Origin of the sequence: Ralstonia sp. A12 (genome assembly GCF_000801955.1) — a bacterium.
Lineage (GTDB): Bacteria > Pseudomonadota > Gammaproteobacteria > Burkholderiales > Burkholderiaceae > Ralstonia.
On sequence record NZ_JSZO01000036.1, the window covers coordinates 87240 to 105254 of the forward strand.

General features: G+C 65.1%; 17 protein-coding genes. 14 read left to right on the top strand and 3 right to left on the bottom strand.

The features are described from left to right. Window positions 1-27: 27 nt before the first annotated feature. The 11 genes from PI87_RS26105 (at window position 28) to PI87_RS26155 (ending at window position 12950) form a co-directional block, all read left to right on the top strand. A complete protein-coding gene (locus PI87_RS26105) occupies window positions 28-1242 on the top strand; it encodes an acyl-CoA dehydrogenase family protein (RefSeq protein ID WP_039600649.1) in 1215 nt (404 codons plus the stop codon). Window positions 1243-1289: 47 nt separating this feature from the next. Then, window positions 1290-2075, top strand: coding sequence for an SDR family oxidoreductase (locus PI87_RS26110; protein ID WP_039600677.1), 786 nt, complete (start codon window positions 1290-1292; stop codon window positions 2073-2075). A gap of 25 nt (window positions 2076-2100) precedes the next feature. Beyond that, complete coding sequence (locus tag PI87_RS26115) at window positions 2101-2556, top strand: MaoC family dehydratase (RefSeq protein ID WP_039600650.1); 456 nt, start codon at window positions 2101-2103, stop codon at window positions 2554-2556. Between the two features lie 22 nt (window positions 2557-2578). Then, a complete protein-coding gene (locus PI87_RS26120) occupies window positions 2579-3784 on the top strand; it encodes an acetyl-CoA C-acyltransferase (RefSeq protein ID WP_039600651.1) in 1206 nt (401 codons plus the stop codon). Between the two features lie 88 nt (window positions 3785-3872). Further along, window positions 3873-4850, top strand: coding sequence for a WD40/YVTN/BNR-like repeat-containing protein (locus PI87_RS26125; protein ID WP_039600652.1), 978 nt, complete (start codon window positions 3873-3875; stop codon window positions 4848-4850). Between the two features lie 31 nt (window positions 4851-4881). Continuing rightward, window positions 4882-7347: an efflux RND transporter permease subunit gene (locus tag PI87_RS26130; protein ID WP_039600653.1), complete on the top strand. Its 2466-nt coding sequence runs from the start codon at window positions 4882-4884 to the stop codon at window positions 7345-7347. Beyond that, entirely contained in the window at window positions 7344-8528 is a 1185-nt protein-coding gene (locus PI87_RS26135; RefSeq protein WP_039600654.1) for an NADH:flavin oxidoreductase, read from the top strand. The genes PI87_RS26130 and PI87_RS26135 overlap by 4 nt, the downstream gene beginning before the upstream one ends. Before the next feature lie 131 nt (window positions 8529-8659). After that, window positions 8660-9736, top strand: a complete 1077-nt coding sequence (locus PI87_RS26140; RefSeq protein ID WP_039600655.1) for a Rieske 2Fe-2S domain-containing protein — start codon at window positions 8660-8662, stop codon at window positions 9734-9736. Between the two features lie 30 nt (window positions 9737-9766). Further along, on the top strand, window positions 9767-10633 hold the full coding sequence (locus tag PI87_RS26145) for an SDR family NAD(P)-dependent oxidoreductase (RefSeq protein WP_039600656.1): 867 nt from the start codon (window positions 9767-9769) through the stop codon (window positions 10631-10633). Window positions 10634-10664: 31 nt separating this feature from the next. Continuing rightward, window positions 10665-12146, top strand: coding sequence for an FAD-dependent oxidoreductase (locus PI87_RS26150; protein WP_039600657.1), 1482 nt, complete (start codon window positions 10665-10667; stop codon window positions 12144-12146). 42 nt (window positions 12147-12188) lie between these two features. Next, window positions 12189-12950, top strand: coding sequence for an SDR family NAD(P)-dependent oxidoreductase (locus tag PI87_RS26155; protein WP_039600658.1), 762 nt, complete (start codon window positions 12189-12191; stop codon window positions 12948-12950). 25 nt (window positions 12951-12975) lie between these two features. Here the strand turns inward: PI87_RS26155 and PI87_RS29505 are convergent, their stop codons facing one another. The 3 genes from PI87_RS29505 to PI87_RS26170 all read right to left on the bottom strand — a co-directional run bounded on the left by PI87_RS29505 (window position 12976) and on the right by PI87_RS26170 (window position 14420). After that, the gene (locus PI87_RS29505; protein WP_198139631.1) at window positions 12976-13230 is read right to left on the bottom strand and encodes a hypothetical protein; all 255 of its coding nucleotides are present in this window, start codon (window positions 13228-13230) and stop codon (window positions 12976-12978) included. Window positions 13231-13308: 78 nt separating this feature from the next. After that, complete coding sequence (locus PI87_RS26165) at window positions 13309-13941, bottom strand: class I SAM-dependent methyltransferase (RefSeq protein WP_039600660.1); 633 nt, start codon at window positions 13939-13941, stop codon at window positions 13309-13311. Beyond that, window positions 13938-14420: a YaiI/YqxD family protein gene (locus tag PI87_RS26170; protein WP_039600661.1), complete on the bottom strand. Its 483-nt coding sequence runs from the start codon at window positions 14418-14420 to the stop codon at window positions 13938-13940. The genes PI87_RS26165 and PI87_RS26170 overlap by 4 nt, the downstream gene beginning before the upstream one ends. 329 nt (window positions 14421-14749) lie before the next feature. On the opposite strand from PI87_RS26170, the gene PI87_RS26175 reads away from it, so the two are divergent. The 3 genes from PI87_RS26175 to PI87_RS26185 all read left to right on the top strand — a co-directional run bounded on the left by PI87_RS26175 (window position 14750) and on the right by PI87_RS26185 (window position 17794). After that, window positions 14750-15505, top strand: a complete 756-nt coding sequence (locus tag PI87_RS26175; RefSeq protein ID WP_039600662.1) for an SDR family NAD(P)-dependent oxidoreductase — start codon at window positions 14750-14752, stop codon at window positions 15503-15505. A 50-nt stretch (window positions 15506-15555) separates the two neighbouring features. Continuing rightward, window positions 15556-16332, top strand: coding sequence for a glucose 1-dehydrogenase (locus PI87_RS26180; RefSeq protein WP_039600663.1), 777 nt, complete (start codon window positions 15556-15558; stop codon window positions 16330-16332). 73 nt (window positions 16333-16405) lie between these two features. Next, on the top strand, window positions 16406-17794 hold the full coding sequence (locus PI87_RS26185; protein WP_039600664.1) for a DUF1254 domain-containing protein: 1389 nt from the start codon (window positions 16406-16408) through the stop codon (window positions 17792-17794). Window positions 17795-18015: the final 221 nt, after the last annotated feature.

Consider the following 18015-nt stretch of genomic DNA (forward strand, 5'->3'; position numbering starts at 1 on the left):
CACGCGCATCAACGGTAGAGAACGAGCATGACTTCAGTGGATTGCTGCGCCCCGGAAACGAACGAAGCCGCGCTGCGCGCATCCGTGGCCGCGTGGATGGCGGAACACCTGACAGGTGAATTTGCCTGTCTGAAACACCGCGGCGGACCGGGTGACGAAGAAGCGTTTCCCGAACTGCGCAAGGCGTGGGAACGCAAGCTGGCCGAAGGCGGCTGGACCTGCGTGGGCTGGCCCGAGGCGTACGGCGGACGCAATCTGTCGGTGATGGATCAGGTGGCGTTCCAGGAGGAATATGCGCGCGCCGGCGGCCCCGGCCGCATGGGCCACATCGGCGAAGGTCTGATCGGCCCCACGCTGATCGCCTACGGCACAGAAGATCAGAAGGCGCGCTTCCTGCCCGGCATCCGCAACGGCACCGAGCTTTGGTGCCAGGGCTATTCGGAACCTGGCGCCGGCTCTGACCTAGCTAACGTGCGCACGCGCGCCGAACGCGATCCTGCTACTGGCGACTGGATCGTGACGGGCCAGAAGGTCTGGACCTCGCTCGCGCATGAATCGGAATGGATCTTCGTGCTGGCGCGCAGTGAGGCCGGCTCACAGGGCAACCGCGGGCTGATCTTCCTGCTCATGCCGCTGGACCAGCCGGGCGTCGAAATCCGGCCGATCCGCCAGATGGGCGGTGGCGCGGAGTTCAACGAGGTGTTCTTCGACGGCGCGCGCGCCAAGGCGGCGGACGTTGTTGGCGCACCCGGTGAGGGCTGGCGTATTGCGATGGCCCTGCTGGGCTTTGAGCGCGGCATCTCCACGCTCGGCCAGCAGATGCAGTTTGCGCATGAACTCGGCTGGATCGTGGACGCCGCACGCGAGAACGGCGCCTGGAATGCGCCGACGTTGCGCCAACGGATTGCGCGTGCGTGGGCTGGCCTGCGGGTCATGCGCTACAACGCGCTGCGCATGCTGGCCGGTGCGCAGGGCGCAGACAGCGGCGCATTACAGCGCGAAGCACTGATCTACAAGTACTACTGGTCCAACTGGCATCGCGACCTGGGGCAGCTTGCACTCGACGTGCTCGGCCCCGCCGCCAACCTCATCGACGAAACCGACACGCGCCGCACCCGCCTGCAAGGCATGGCGCTGTTCTCTCGTGCCGACACCATCTACGCCGGCACCAACGAAATCCAGCTCAACATCATTGCGGAGCGCGGCCTCGGTATGCCGCGCGAAGCACGGGGACAAACATGAACACCATTTCCGACACCGCGCTTTCCAACGGCGCCGCAGTCCAGGGCATGCGCGCGGCGCCCGCCTATGTCCAGGGTCACGGCCTGCTGAAGGGGCGCAGCGTACTGATCACGGCCGCAGCGGGCGTCGGCATCGGCTTTGCGGCGGCGCGCCGGTGTGCCGAGGAAGGCGCACGCGCGCTGATGATCTCCGACATCCACCCCCGGCGCCTGGAAGAGGCCGTCGCCAAGCTGCGTGCCGAGACCGGGCTGGAAGCCATCTACGGCCAACTGTGCGACGTCTCCAACGAAGAGCAGGTGCAGGCACTGGTTGCCGCGGCAGAGGAAGCGCTGGGCGGCACGGATGTCCTGATCAACAACGCGGGCCTGGGCGGGTCGCGCCGCATAGTCGAGATGGACGATGCCGAATGGCTCCGGGTGCTCGACATTACCCTCACGGGCACGTTCCGGATGACGCGGGCGATGTTGCCGCACATGCAGGCACGCGGGCGTGGCGCCATTGTCAACAACGCCTCGGTGCTGGGTTGGCGGGCGCAGAAGGAGCAGGCGCACTACGCAGCGGCCAAGGCCGGCGTGATGGCGCTGACCCGCTGCAGTGCGATGGAGGCCGCGGAGTTTGGCGTGCGCATCAACGCAGTGGCACCCAGCATCGCCTTGCACGATTTCCTGAAGAAATCGGCACCGGCGGAGTTGCTGGAACAACTGGCCGCGCGTGAAGCGTTTGGGCGTGCCGCGGAGGTGTGGGAAGTGGCCAATGTGATGGTGTTCCTGGCCAGCGACTACGCCTCGTACATGACAGGTGAAGTGCTTCCGGTGAGCAGCCAGCAGGCATAGCGCACGGGGCAGTAAGGAGACAGGCATGGCAAGGGTGTTTGATTCGGCGCAGGCAATCCTGGACGCAGTCGGGCAGCGGCTTGGTGAAAGCGCCTGGACGGAAGTCACGCAGGCGCAGATCAACGGCTTTGCCGATGCCACGGGCGACCACCAGTGGCTGCATGTGGACCCTGAGCGTGCGGCCAACGGCCCGTTCGGTGCCTGCATCGCGCACGGCTATCTGACGCTGGCGCTGGTCAATCAATTCCTGCCCGAAATCCTGACCGTGGACAACATGAAGATGGGCGTGAACTACGGCTGCGACAAGGTGCGGTTTCCTGCGCCGGTGCGCGTCGGTTCGCGCCTGCGCGGCGTGGGCGAGCTGGTGAAGGCCGAGCCACTACAAGGTGGCGTGCAGGCCGTGGTGCGCATGACCGTCGAGGTCGAGGGGCAGGACAAGCCTGGTTGCGTGGCCGACACCATCAGTCGTTACTACTTCTGAATCCGAACTTTCGAGGACAAGCATGAAAGAAGCCGTCATCGTCGCTGTGGCGCGCACGCCCATCGGCAAGGCATTCCGTGGCGCATTCAACGATACCGAGGCGCCGGTACTGGGCGGGCACGTGGTCCGCACGGTGGTGGAGCGCGCGGGCATCGACCCGGCTGAAGTGGATGACGTGCTCATCGGCGCCGCCGCGCAGCAGGGCACGCAGGGCTACAACCTGGGGCGCCTGTGCGCCACCGCTGCCGGGCTGCCCGACAGCGTGCCGGGCATGACGATGGACCGCATGTGCTCGTCGGGCCTGATGACTATCGCCACGGCCGCCAAGAGCATCCAGTGCGGCGAGGCCGACATCATCGTGGCGGGCGGCGTGGAGTCGATCTCGCTCACGCAGAACAAGCACAAGAACGCCTATCGCGCGCAGTCCGAAGCCGTGCTGGCGCGCCAGCCGGCCGCCTACATGGCAATGATCGAGACGGCGGAAGTCGTGGCGCAGCGCTACGGCATCACGCGTGCCCAGCAGGACGCCTACGCCCTGCGCAGCCAGCAACGCACTGCCGAAGCGCAGCGCGACGGCCGCTTCGACGACGAAATCGTGTCGCTCGAAACCACGCGCGCACTGTTCGACAAGACCGGCGCGCAGACCGGCACCGAGCTCGTGCGCCTGACGCGCGACGAATGCAACCGCGCGGACACCACCGCTGAAAGCCTGGCTGGGCTCAAGCCGGTCTGGAGCGGCGGCCGCGTGATCGCGCAAGGCGAACACATCACCGCGGGCAACGCCTCGCAACTGTCGGATGGCGCGGCCGCCGTGCTGCTGATGAGCGCCGACGGGGCCAAGCGCCGCGGGTTGCGTCCGCTCGGGCGCTATCGCGGCATGGCTGTGGCCGGCTGCGCGCCGGACGAAATGGGCATCGGGCCGGTGTTTGCCGTGCCCAAGCTGCTGGCACGCCACGGCATGACGGTGAACGACATTGGCCTGTGGGAGCTGAACGAAGCCTTCGCGTGCCAGGTGCTGTATTGCCGCGACAAGCTCGGGATTCCGGACGACCGTCTCAACGTCAATGGCGGCGCAATCGCCATCGGCCATCCGTTCGGTATGTCGGGCGCGCGCATGAGCATGCACGCGCTGATCGAGGGCCGCCGGCGTGGCGTTGCACACGCCGTGGTGACCATGTGCATTGGCGGCGGGATGGGCGCTGCCGCGCTGTTTGACGTGCTGCCTTAACAACGCACACGGCCGGACACCGGAGGCACACGCGCCCGTCAGAGGCCGCCCCGGTTGTCCTGCACAGCACCGCTAGGAGGAGACAACGATGAAGCAATGGATTGGCGTGGCTATGTCGGCAACCGTGCTGGCAACGGCCGCCTGGGCATTCTCGCCCCGGCCCCTACCGGCGTTTGCGGCCACCACGCTGCGGCCGGATCAACTGCAGATCAACGGGCTCGCCCATGCGGGCAAGCGTCTGGTGGCCGTGGGCGAGCGCGGCAAGATCCTGCTCAGCGACGACCAAGGCGCCACCTGGCGCACCGCCGCCGTCAGCAATGACCAGGGCGCAACGCTCACCCAGCTCGCTTTTGCCGATGACAAGAAGGGCGTGGCCGTGGGCCACAGCGGCTGGATCCTGCGCACCGAAGATGGCGGCGCGCATTGGCAGCAGGCCGCGTTCGACGACAAGCAGTCAGACCCCTTGCTGGGCGTGTGGCTGCAGCCGGGCGGCGCGTGGTTTGCCTTCGGCAGCTTCGGGCGCTTTCTGGCGTCAAAGGATCAGGGTGCTAGTTGGCAAGACGCAGCAACACCCGCCATGCGCGACCGGCACCTCAACGGTATGACAGGCGATACCAAGGGACATCTGATGCTGGTGGGTGAGTCCGGCCTCGTGCTGCGTTCCGCAGACGGCGGCGCCAACTGGGAAACGATGCAGGTGCCGTACAAGGGCTCGCTGTATGGCGTGCTGGCACTGCACGACGGTGCATGGCTGGCCTACGGCATGCTGGGCAACGTTCTGCGCTGTGAAGACTTTGGCGCGACCTGGCAGGCTGTGGATGCCCAGGTCAAGACGTCCTTCTTCGGTGGCAAGCAACTGCCGGATGGTCGCATCGCGCTGGTGGGGCAGGGCGGCATGCTGGCCGTGTCGGCGGACGATGGCCGCACCTTCAAGCCGCAGGTTGCGGGTTCACGCTCGCTCACGGCGGTGGCCGACGCGGGCAAGGCGAACCTCGTCATCGGGGGCGACGGCGGTATCGGCACGTTCGCACTCCCAACCGGCTCAAGCGGCGGCATCCGCCGCTGACATTCCCTGATTCATTGCAAGCGAGCACGCCATGATCCGCTCCACCGTGAACCCCTCCCGCATTGGCCGACTGGTCGCCTTCTGCGCGCACCTGCTGATCCAGCGCCGCCGGCTGCTGCTGGCGCTGTGTCTGGCCATGACCGTGGCGATGGGCCTGTCTGCCACGCGCCTGAAGCTCGACCCGGGCTTCAACAAGATGGTCCCGCTGCAGCACCCCTACATGCAGATCTTCACCAAGTACGCCAGCGCCTTCTCGGGGGCCAACACCGTACTGGTCAGCCTGCGCTGGAAGGGTGAAGGCGACATCTACAACCGCACCTTCATGGACAAGCTGCGGCACGCTACCGATGACGTGTTCTTCATCCAGGGCGTGGAGCGCCCGCGCGTGTACTCGCTGTTCACGCCCAACGTGCGCTACACCGAGGTGACGGAGGACGGCTTCCGGGGCGATGTGGTGCTGCCGGGCCGGTTCTCCGGCACGCCGGAAGAGCTGGACCAGGTACGCAGCAACGTGGCCCGCTCGGGCCAGATCGGCCGGCTGGTCAGCAACGATCTGAAGTCCGCCCTGATCCGCGCGGAGCTGAGCGAGGTGGACCCCGCTACCGGCAAGGCCATCGACTATTCGCGCGTGGCGCACGAGCTGGAGAACATCCGCGCCAAGTACTCCGGTCAGGACGTCGAGGTCAACATCGTCGGCTTTGCCAAACTGGTGGGCGACGTGGAAGAAGGCATCACCAGCGTGCTGATCTTCTTCGCGGTGGCGTTCCTGATCACTACGCTGATGCTGTACTTCTACACGCGCTCGGGCAAGACGACCCTGCTGGCGCTGCTGGTGGCCATGCTGCCGGTGGGCTGGCTGCTCGGCCTGTTGCCGCTGCTGGGGTACGGCATTGATCCGATGTCGATCCTGGTGCCGTTCCTGATCTTCTCGATCGGCGTGTCGCACGCTGTGCAGATGACCAACGCCTGGCGCCAGGAGGTGGTGCGCGGGCATGACTCGGTGGAAAGCGCACGCACGGCATTCAGCAAGCTGTTCGTGCCCGGCACGGTGGCGCTGCTGACCAATGCCCTGGGCTTCATGGTCATCATGCAGATCAAGATCGACATCGTGCGCGAGCTTGGCATCACCGCGTGCCTGGGCGTGCTGCTGATGATCGTGACCAACAAGATCTTCCTGCCGATCCTGCTTTCCTACACGCAGCTTGAACCGAGGGTGATTGAAGCGGGCAAGCGCCAGGCCGAGCGTGGGGCGGCCGGCACGTCGATGTGGTCCGGGTTCGGGCGTCTGGCGCGGCGTGGTCCGGCGATCGGCGTGTTTGTTGTTTCGCTGGCGTTGTTGGTGGTCGGCGCGGTGCAATCGCGTGCGCTCAAGGTGGGGGACATCGGCAACGGCGCCCCCGAGCTGCGTGCCACGTCCCGCTACAACCAGGACAGCGAAGCCATCGTGCGCCAGTACAACATCGGCGTGGATGCGCTGACGGTGATGGTCGAGCCCACGGGCTTTGACGACGGCTGCCTGCACTACCCGGTGATGAGCGCGGTCGAACGCTTCGAGATGCACATGCGCGGCGTGGCCGGCGTGCAATCGGTGGTGAGTGTGGCGTCGCTCGGCAAGGTGGTGATCGGGGCCTTCAACGAGGGCAACCCGCGCTGGGAGGCCCTGCCGCGCAGCAGCGACGGCCTGAGCCAGGGTGCCAAGGCGTTCGACCCGGACAACGGCATGAACACCTCGAACTGCCAGGCGATCCAGGTGCTGATCTATACCGCCAACCACGAGGGCGCGACCATCGCGCACATCGTCAAGGAGATCAAGGCGTTCACCGCCGCAGACCAGACGCCGAACGTGGCCTTCCGCCTGGCCGGGGGCAACGTGGGCGTCATGGCCGCCACCAACGAGGCTGTGGAAGAGGCCGAGGTGACGATGCTGCTGGCCATCTTCGGCGCCATCACGCTGCTGTGCCTGGTGACCTTCCGCTCGTGGCGTGCGGTGTTGTGCATCATCGTGCCGCTGACGCTGGTATCGATCCTGTGCAATGCATTGATGGCGCGTCTTGGCATCGGCCTGAAGGTTTCGACGTTGCCGGTCATCACGCTGGGTGTGGGGGTGGGCGTGGACTACGGCATCTACCTGTACGAGCGTCTTCAGCATCAACTGCGCGAAACGGATCAGACGCTGCCGCAAGCCTTTGCGGAGGCCATGCGCCAGCGTGGAACGGCTGCACTGTTCACCGCTGTGACGATGTGCATTGGCGTGGGCACCTGGGCGTTTGCCGCGCTTAAGTTCCAGGCGGACATGGGCATCCTGCTGGCGTTCATGTTCCTGGTGAACCTGTTTGGCGCGGCGCTGCTGCTGCCGGCGCTGGCGGCTTGGCTTGGAGTGGAGCAGGAGGAGCACGCACGCGCTGCCCGCGCGTCTGCATCGCCAGCGGGCGGCAATTTGCAGGGCAACATCAGCCCGGAACCCAAGGCTGGAAAGCTCAAATCGGAAGTGGCATGAGTGCCCGGGCGTTTACCGCGTGGCAACTTGCTGGCCTGACGCTGCCCAATCGCTTCGTCAAGGCGGCGACCTTCGAGGGGCGCACGCGTGGCGGCGTGCCGGGTGAGGCATTGGCAGCGTTCCATGCCGGCATCGCTCAGGGCGGCACCGCGCTGACGACGGTGGCGTACTGCGCCGTGGCGCCCGGCGCCCGCACGTTTGAAGACCAGATCTGCGTAGACGAGGCGGTCATGCCCGGCCTGCGGCGGCTGGCCGGTGCCGTGCATGACGCTGGCGGGTTGGTATCGGCGCAGTTGGCTCACGCTGGGGCGTTCTCGCGCCTCAAGCGCCCGCTCGGGCAACGCTCGCGCGGGCCCTCCGTCACGCTCAACGATTACGGGGTGCTGGCGGGTGAGCCGATTGCCGGGGCGATGCGGCCACGCGATCTTGACGCGGTGGTGGCGCAGTACGCGGCCGCAGCAGTGCGGCTCAAGTTCGCCGGTTTTGATGCGCTGGAACTTCACATGGGGCATGGCTACCTGCTGAGCCAGTTCATCAGCCCCGCAACCAACCGGCGCACCGATGCCTATGGCGGCAACCTGTTCAATCGCATGCGCTTGCCGTTGCGGGTGCTGAATGCAGTGCGTGCAGCCGTGGGTGATGACATGCCGCTCATCGCCAAGCTCAATATCGAGGACGGACTGCCCGGGGGCGTCTGCGTCAACAACAGCATCGAGGCTTGCCGGATGCTGGCTGCCGGCGGTATCAACGCCATCGAGCTGAGCGGTGGCTTTGTCAGCCGTTCGCCCATGTTTCTCTTCCGCGGCGAGAGCCCATTGCCCGAAATGATCCGCAATGAACGCAGCGCGATCTTCCGGTGCTTCTTCCGCCTGGCCGGCCCCAGGTTGTTCCCTTCACTTCCGTTTGCGCCGCTGTACTTCCTGGAGCAAGCCCGCCGCGTGCGGCAGGCTGTAGACGTGCCGCTGATCTACCTGGGCGGTGTCAGTAGCGGCAATGATGTGCAGCGTGTGCTGGACGAAGAAGGCTTCGATGCCGTGGCGCTGGGCCGGCCACTGCTGCACGACCCGGGCTTCGTCCACCGGCTGCGCGAGAACGCACAACACGCCAGTGGCTGCACTCATTGCAACCGCTGCGTGGGCTTGCTGGATGCGCCGGGCGGGGTCCGCTGCACGCTCACGTAGATCGGGAATGCCCCTAGTCCAACGGGACGATGAATGCGGGGCACAGCACAAGTAAGGTCGGTGTGGGCTGCCTAGATTGGCTTCCAAGAAAAAGGCGGCATAGCGCCAACACTTAGGACTCAGGAGACAACATGTCCACAGCAGGCTATAGGATCGAGGTCAAACCGCTCGGCGACCGTTTTGCGCGCGGTTGGCACTGTCTGGGCCTGGCGGCTGACTATCGCGATGGCAAGCCGCACACGCTCAATATTTTCGGCCGCCGCCTGGCTGCCTTTGCCGATTCCACAGGCCAGATCCGCATCGTCGATTCGTTCTGCCCGCACATGGGCGCAGACCTCAGCACGGGCACCGTGCAAGGCGACGAACTGGTTTGCCCGTTCCACGGTTGGAAGTGGGGTGGTGATGGGGTGTGCAAGGAGATCCCCTACTGCAAGCGCGTGCCGCCCAAGGCCCGCATCGGCAGCTGGACCACCTGCGAGCAGAACCATCTGCTGTTTGTCTGGCATGACCCCCAAGGCAAGGCGCCGACGCCCGAAGTTGCCATTCCACGCATTGACGCGTGCTACTCCAGCGAGTGGCATGACTGGGCGATCGACAAGATGGTGATCAACACCAACTGCCGCGAGCTGGTCGACAACATCTCGGATGCGGCGCACTTCGACACCGTGCACGGCACCAAGGTGGACTACTTCGCCAACCTGTTCGAAGGGCACAAGGCCACGCAGTTGATGATCGGGTGTAGCAAGCGGTTGTCGGGCGACGACCGGCTCACCGCGTTGTCCACCTATTTCGGGCCGGCCTATCACATCACGCAGATGACCGGCAGCGCGAATGGCCAGCCCATCGAGTCGATCCTGCTGAACTGCCACGTGCCGATCGACCAGAACAGCTTTGAGCTGCGCTACGGCGTGCTGGTCAAGCGCATTCCTGGCATTCCGGAAGCGCAAAGCCAGGCCATTGCGCAGGCCTACATCGAGCAGGCCCGGGCGGCCTTCTATGAAGACGTAGAGATCTGGGGCAGCAAGACCCGCATCGACAACCCGGTCATGTGCGAGGCAGACGGCCCGATGTATCAAATGCGCGACTGGTACAACCAGTTCTATGTGGATGCGGAAGCCGTGACGCCCACCAGCGTGGCGCGCCGTGTGGTGGAGCTCAACCCGGGCGGCATTGCGCCGAGCGCGCTGCACCACGTGTTTGAAGCCTGAACGGCCAGATCAACCAACGAGGGAAACGTCGTGGCTTTTAGCAATCAACCACTGGTGGCAGTCGTCACCGGTGCCTCGCGTGGCGCCGGCAAGGGCATTGCCCTGGCGCTGGGCGCTGCGGGCGCCACCGTGTATGTCACCGGCCGCTCGCAACATGAAGGCGACGCCGCGCTGCCCGGCACGATCTGGGCGACCGCCGCGGAAATCGACAAGGCGGGTGGCAAGGGCATTGCCGTGCCGTGCGACCACCGCGATGACCGCGATGTCAGCACGTTGTTTGAGCGCGTTTCGCGCGAGCACGGCAGGCTGGACATCCTGGTCAACAACGCCACCTTCCTGCATGACGAGTTGACCGTGCGCGGTGGGTTCTGGCAGAAGCCGCTCGACATGGTCGACATCCTCGATGTCGGCCTGCGCTCGGCCTACGTGGCGAGCTGGTTTGCCGCGCCGTTGATGGTCAAGCAGCGCAGCGGGCTGATCGCGTTCACCTCGTCATTTGGGGCGAGCTGTTACATGCACGGGCCGGCCTACGGCGCGCAGAAGGTGGGGGTCGACAAGTTTGCCAAGGACATGGCCGTTGACCTGCGCGCGCACAACGTGGCGGCGGTGTCGATCTGGATGGGCATGCTCAAGACCGAGCGCAGCCTGCGCTCGTTGGCGCGCGCCCCTGATCAGTACGCTGAGTTTGCCGCGCTGGCAGAGACGCCGGAATTTACCGGCAAGATCATTCACGCGCTGTACCGCGATCCGCATCGCATGGACAAGACGGGGCAGGTGCTGATTGGCGCGGAAATCGCCCAGGAGTATGGCATCCAGGATGCCGAGGGCAAGCAGCCGCCGTCGCACCGCGAGATGCTGGGTGGCCCCACCCAGGCGCACCCCGCCATCGTGGATTGATCGACCTTCTGTTTGCTTGCGAGTGCGCACCATGTCTGCCGAATTTTCTGTCACGCGTCCATGCCGCCTTTCGGATGTCGAACGTTGGGACATCGAAACGGATGTCGTCGTGGTTGGCTTTGGGGCAGCCGGCGCTTGCGCTGCCATCGAAGCCGCGCAGGCCGGCGCCGCCGTCACGCTGTTTGAGGTGGCTTCCGGCAGCGGCGGTACCAGCGCGTTGTCGGGCGGAGAAATCTACCTGGGCGGCAGCGGCGGCACACCTGCCCAGCGGCAGGCCGGCTTTGTTGATGACACTGAAGACCTGTACCGCTACCTGATGATGGCAGGCGGGCCCGATGCCGATGAGGCCAAGGTCCGCCTTTATGCCGACAGCAGCTGCGCCCACCACGACTGGCTGGTCGAGCAGGGGCTGGTCTACAAGAACACCTATCTGCCCGAGCGGATGATGGAGCCCGAGACGGACGACTGTCTGATCTGGTCGGGCAGTGAGGAAGCCTGGCCGTTTTCCGCCAGCGCCAAGCCGTGCCCGCGCGGGCACACACCGCAATTTACCGGCTGGGGCGGCGGGCGCATGCTGATGGATGTACTGGCCGCACGCGTGGTCAAGCTGGGTGTGGACGTGCGTTACGACAGCCGCGTGCTGGCGGTGATTGCCGATGAGGCCAATGCCGTGCACGGTGTGGTCGTCCGGATCGATGGCAGGGTGCTCCACGTGCGTGCGCGCAAGGGTGTTGTGCTCTGTGCCGGCGGGTTCGTGATGAACCGCGACATGGTGCGGCGCCATGCCCCCACCCTGATGCGCACGAACGACCCGATCGGCAGCCCAGGCGATGACGGCTCGGGCATCCTGATGGGCATGAGCGTCGGTGCCGCCGCGATCCATATGGACCAGGCCTTCACCAGCCTGCCGTTTTACGCGCCGGAGTCGCTCATCAAGGGCGTGTTTGTCAACGAACGCGGCCAGCGCTTCATCAACGAAGACTGCTACCACGGGCGGATTGGCCACCACATCCTGCAGCAGCTTGGTGACCGCATCTACCTGCTGCTCGACAACGCGACCTACCAGCCACCCGCAGAGTTCACGCGCATCGGCATTGCCGCCGCGGGTGAAACGTGGGAGGAAGTCGAGCACGACCTGGGCCTGCCGGCAGGCACGCTCAGCGCCACGGTGGCGCTCTACAACCGGCACGCCAGCGAAGGCGCAGACCCGCTGTTCAACAAGGCCGCGAAATGGCTGCAGCCGTTGATCGAACCGCCGTTTGTCGCGCTCGATTGCCGTATTGACTACGCGTTCTATCCGCACTTCACGCTGGGCGGGCTGGACACGCTGCCCACCGGCCAGGTGCTGACGGAGAAGCGCGTGCCCGTTCCCGGCCTATATGCCGCAGGGCGCACCGCGTGCGGCTTGCCGCGCTGGGGCGGCGGGTACAGCTCCGGCCTGTCGCTGGCCGATTCCACCTTCTTTGGTCGGCAAGCGGGACGGCACGTTGCCGGCTCGGTTTCCGCCTCCTAATCTTCAATCTGACGTATCCACGCCAAGGCCCAAGAGGAAATCATGACGAAAGAATTCAGCGACAAGGTGGTGCTCATTACCGGCGCATCGACCGGCATCGGCCGCGCTGCCGCCAATGCATTCGCACGTGACGGCGCCAAGCTGGTGCTGGCCGATGTGAACACCGAGGTGGGCGAGGCCTTTGCTGCCGAGTTGCGCGAAGTGGGCAGCGAGGCCGTCTTCGTGCGCACCGATGTGTCCCGCGCGCAAGAGTGCGAAGCCATGGTGGCCCGCGCTCTGGAAAAATTCGGGCGGCTGGATGTGGCGTTCAACAACGCCGGCATTGCCGATGCGGCACAGACCGGCACGGACGAGTATCCGCTCGACCTGTGGGAGAAGGTCATTGCCGTCAACCTGTCCGGCGTCTTCTATTGCATGCGCTATGAAATTCCCGCGCTGCTCAAGTCGGGTGGCGGCGCGATCATCAACACTGCGTCGATCGCAGGGCAGATCGCGTTTCCGGGCACGCCGGGCTACACGGCCAGCAAGCACGGCGTGGTAGGCCTGACCAAGGTGGTGGCCGCGGAGTACGGCGCACGCGGCATCCGCTGCAATGCACTCGCACCGGGCATGATCGAAACGCCCATGACGAAGGCGGTGCTGGACCACGAACAGGCCCGTGCCGCGATGCTCCAGGGCATTCCTGCCAAGCGCTTCGGCAAGCCGGAGGAAATGGCCGACGTTGTCGTCTGGCTGGGCTCGTCGCGCGCCAGCTATGTCAACGGCGCCTATATCGCGGCCGACGGTGGTTACCTGGTCCAGTAGCGCCAGCCTGTCGAGCCCGATTCGCTCAAGTCGTGTCTTCAAGCATTGGCCCCGCGCGTGCGGGGCCTTTTTTATGCTTTATCGCCGAAAGAATCTTCAGCTTCATCGTCTTCCTGCACCCTGGGCCGTTGCCCCTGACCAGCTTGAAAAGTGGCTGGTGCCCCAAGCGTTTCAACCGGGCAACACCCTCGACGATCTGGTCGAGATCCTGGGTGGCGATTAGCGCAACTCGATGCATCTGGCCGCAGCAGCCTGAACGCCGTCGGTTGTCGACGCTCATCGACCGCGCGAATGCCTGTTCTATGGGATGGCCCGACGGGCAACAATTGGCCGCATTGGGCCTAGTCGCCCGATCGCTTCAGACGGCCGGCTTTCGCCACACGCTGGCGAGCCAAGGCTGTTGCTCGCGTGGTAAGCCGGGCGGCCGGTAGTAGTGCTCAAGTTCGAGAAATCCCGCATCCGCCATGTATTGGCGCCATGTTTCGAGATCGTGGAAAGCGCCGTAGCGGCCGTGGCTCCAGCCTTCCTGATTCGCTCCGCGCGGATTGGAGCTGAATAGCACGCCGCCGGGCTTCAGCGTCGCGTGCAATTGCTGCAGCACGCGCGCCAAATCCTGACTTGGGACATGGAACAGGGAGGCGTTGGCGAAAACGCCGTCAAAGCGTGCGGCTGGCAAATCGAGGTGGTGAAAATCCTGTTGCCACACCTCGCAGCCGGCTTCGTCGCGCGCCATCGCGACGAAGCGCTCTGCACCATCGAGACCGACCGCGCGATGGCCCAGCTTGGTAAAGGCCTTGAGATCTCGTCCCGGCCCGCAACCAAAATCGAGGATCGCAAAAGGCGGCTCGACAGCGATATGACGCAGTAGCGCGTCGATGTTCTGCGTGACGTCGTGGTCGCGCGTGCCCTCCCGGAAATCTTCCGCATGCGCGTTGTAGTGCTGCAGCGTAACGGTGCTGATTCGTTCGAGCTCGCCAGGGGTGAGTTTCATGGGGACGGGTCTCCAACAGCTGCGCTGGGCAGCGCGCGATGGCGCGCGAGAAACTGGTCCAACTGTCCCGCGAACGCCTTGCTGTCGCGTGGACTGTATGGCGCCGGCCCGCCTGTGTCGATGCCCGTGCTTCGCAGTTGGTCCATCACCGCACGCATCGTCAGGCGTTCCTCGATATTCTCGCGGCTGAACCAGTTTCCACGCGGGTCGAGCGCATACGCGCCCTTGTCGAGCGTCGCGGCGGCAAGCGGTATGTCCGCGGTAATCACCAAGTCGCCGGCCTCGACCAGTTCGACGATGCGGGCATCGGCGGCGTCGAAGCCCGCCGGCACTTGCAGTGCCTTGATATAGGGCGAAGGCGGCGTGCGCAAATGCTGGTTCGCGATGAGCGTCACGCACACTTCGGTGCGACGTGCGGCCCGAAATAGCATGTCCTTGATGACAGCCGGGCAGGCGTCTGCGTCAACCAGCACTTGCATCTTGGTATTTCCATTGGGTAGGCGGGGCGGTCATATATTACCGCCAGCGCTTGCCCTGCAGCGGACCCGGAGCTAGCAGGGCGAGTCGTCCATTGCCGTCACACGCTCCGGTGACAGCCCCCGGGCCGACGGGAGCTGGTGCATCGCTCGCACCCATCTCGCTTCGCTTCCTCGCCCCTTTTTGTCTCCCGTGCCTGCCGCGTCTGCATCTATGAGCGACTTGCCCAACAACACGGCTTCGTAGTCTGTAAAGACGATTCGCCGCGCGCGCGCAGGCCGTAGCGTAGCGAGCACGCTGGTTGGTGGCGATCAGCGAACAGGAGGCAGACATGACCCGGCTGACGGGAAAGGTTGCATTGATTACCGGAGCGGGCCAGGGCGTTGGGCAAGGCATTGCGTATGCCCTGGCAGCCGAGGGCGCGCGCATTGCTGTGGTTGGCCGTACGGCGGGCAAGCTGGACGACACCTGCGCAGAGATTCGTCGCCGTGGTGGTGAGGCCCGGCCCTTCGTGGCTGACGTGATGGTGAAAGAAGACATCGAACGATGCGTTGAGCAGGTCGCCGCGCATTTCGGCGCGATCAACGTCCTCATCAACAACGCGCAGGTGGTGCCGCTGGGCCGCCTGCTGGACGTGACGGACGAGGCATTCATGCAAGGCATCGATTCGGGCCCGCTGGCGACGATGCGGATGATGCGCGCGTGTTATCCGCATCTGCGCGGTGACGGCGCGGTGGTGAACTGCGTGTCATCCGCAGCCGTGCGCTGGGATGCCTCGGGCTATGGCCACTACGCCGCGGTCAAGGAAGCGATCCGTTCGCTCACCCGCGCTGCCGCATGTGAATGGGGCGTCGACGGCATCCGCGTCAACGCCATTGCGCCGCACGCCATGTCGCCCGGCATGGCCGGCTGGGTGGCCGCGCGACCGGAGGAGGCTGCGGAGTTTTTCAAGACCATTCCGCTTCGCCGCGTGGGGGATTGCGAGAAAGACATCGGCCGCGCCGTTGCAATGATCGTCAGCGCCGACGCAAGTTACCTGACCGGCGCGACGATTCCGCTCGATGGCGGTCAGGCGTACTGGGGATAAGTGCCTGCCATTGCGCGGCGCTTCACGAATTGAGATCAGAGGGTTGAAACATGAGTCGATTGCTCAACAAGGTTGCGATTGTGACGGGCGGCGCCCGTGGTATGGGCGCGCAGACGTGCCGCCTGTTCGTGCAGGAAGGCGCGCGCGTCGTGATTACGGATGTGCTGGAAGCCGAGGGCGAAGCGCTGGCACGCGAGCTGGGTGACGCCGCGCGTTTTCGCCGGCTGGACGTGAGTGATGAATCCGCGTGGGCCAGCCTGGTGGCGGAAACGGTTGAGGAATTCGGCCGTATCGACGTGCTGGTAAACAACGCGGCAGTACTGGCGTTCGGCAGCATCACCGAATTGTCCAAGGCCGATTTCGAGCGCGTGGTCGCTATCAACCTGGTCGGCACGTTCCTCGGCATCCGCGCGGTGGCGCCGTTCATGAAGCAGCAGCATGCAGGCTCCATCGTCAACATTTCGTCGGTCGACGGGCTGCGCGGCGTCAATGCGCTCGCCGCCTATGTGTCGAGCAAGTGGGGTGTGCGCGGGCTGACCAAGGCTGCTGCGCTGGAGCTGGGCCACCATGGTGTGCGCGTCAATTCGATCCACCCCGGCGGCGTGAATACGGTCATGTCCAATCCGACGGGCGCGCCGGTGGACGAGGTCAACAAGGGCTACCGCAACGTGCCCGCGCAACGCGTGGGCGATCCGGACGAAGTCGCCCGCGCCACGCTGTTCCTCGCCAGCGACGAGGCGTCGTACTGCCACGGCAGCGAGCTGGCTGTCGATGGCGGCATGGCGGCCGGCAGCTACTACCCGGGCTTGCCGGGTTCGCCGATCTGAACACGCTGCCGTATCTGCTAAGCGACCGGTGGGCCTGCGCAGCACGGCCGCGCCATTCACATCCGAGGGCGGAATGCACACATTGAATGGCGTGGCGCGTATTGCGCGCGCAGCGTTTGGGCTGGCGATGATGCCGGTATTGGCTGTGGTCGCACCGGCTGCGTACAGCCAGACGACGGATGAGGCAATGCAGATTCGCGACGCTTTCCACTTTGCCTATCCGCTCTACAAGCTGTCGGAATACCGCTGGACCGCGCTGCAGACGCGCGATGCCAAAACCAGCACCACGTTGAACCGCTTCGCGCACTCGCGCGCGATTGCCACGCCGGACGATCAATGGGCCGATGCGCCGATTGTCGACGCGCTGTACTCCACGGCCTGGGTTGATCTGGCCAACGGGCCGGTCTTTGTGGACACGCCGGAAACGCACGGGCGCTACACCGTGCTCACGCTGATCGATTTCTACTCCAACACGTTCTTCTATGCCGGGCACCGTGCCACCGGCACACAGGCGCAGCGCTATCTGCTGGCGGGGCCTGGCTGGCATGGGCAGGTTCCGCATGGCACGACGCTGGTGCGATCGCCCACGAACGACGTGTACGTGAACCTGCGTGTGCTTGTGGATGGACCAAAGGATCAGGTGGCCGCCAACGCAGTGCAGGACGGCTTCCGCGTCACACCGGCTGCCAAGGCACCCACGTCCGCAGCGGCGCGAGTTCAGCCTGTGCCGGGCGATGCCAAGCGCTTTGTCGACGTCGTCAACCAGATGATGGCGTTGGACCCGCCACCCGAGCGGGATCACGCTCTCGTTGAACGCTACCGCGCAGTTGGCATCTGCGGTGCCGGGTGCAGTTGGGAAACGTTGCCCGACAGCGCAAAGGCCGCGTGGACTGCGGTCTACCCGAAGCTCGAAGGCGAGTTCCTTGCAGGCTACCGCGCTGCGGGGCTTGCACAGGGATGGATCGAGTACAACCCGGCGGCCTCGAAGCTCGGCTCCACCGGTATGCGCGACTACACGCTGCGCGCGGCTGCGCTCTCTTTAGGCAAGGGCATGCTCGGTGTCGCACCGCTTGAAGCCAACTACTGGATCACCTTCCGCGATGCGGCAGGCCAGCCGTTGGCCGGCTCGCAGAAATACCACCTGCACCTTCCGCCAGGCGGCATTCCGTCGAACGCGTTCTGGTCGGTCGCGCTGTACGCCGTGCAGAAGGACGGGCAGTTCCTGTCAGCCAACCCGCTCAACCGCTATCACGTAGGCAGCCGCACCGGGCTCAAGCCGAATGCGGACGGCAGTTTTGATATCTGGATTCAGGCGGAACCGCCGGCCGGTGACAAGCGCGCGAACTGGCTGCCGGCGCCGGCCAACGGTGCGCGATTCGAACTGTTTGCGCGCGCCTACGAACCCAAGCCAGCGGTGCTCAAGGGCGAGTTCAAGATGCCGGAAGTTTCCGTCGTGCAGTGAGAGCCCGTTCACGATCTAACGGAACTCGCCATGGTGCCAACACCTGTACACAGGCGGTTTGGCGGTTGATGCCCTATGCGGCGCCTTGAATTTCTGTTGCAGGGAGGAAAAAGAGAGGAGGCTGTCTGAGCGCGGCGAGTTTGCCTCCTCTCCCTCCCTGCGACAGAAATTCAAGGAGGCTGTCGCCTCATCGGGCGGGCCTTTCTTTGCTTACTTTCTTT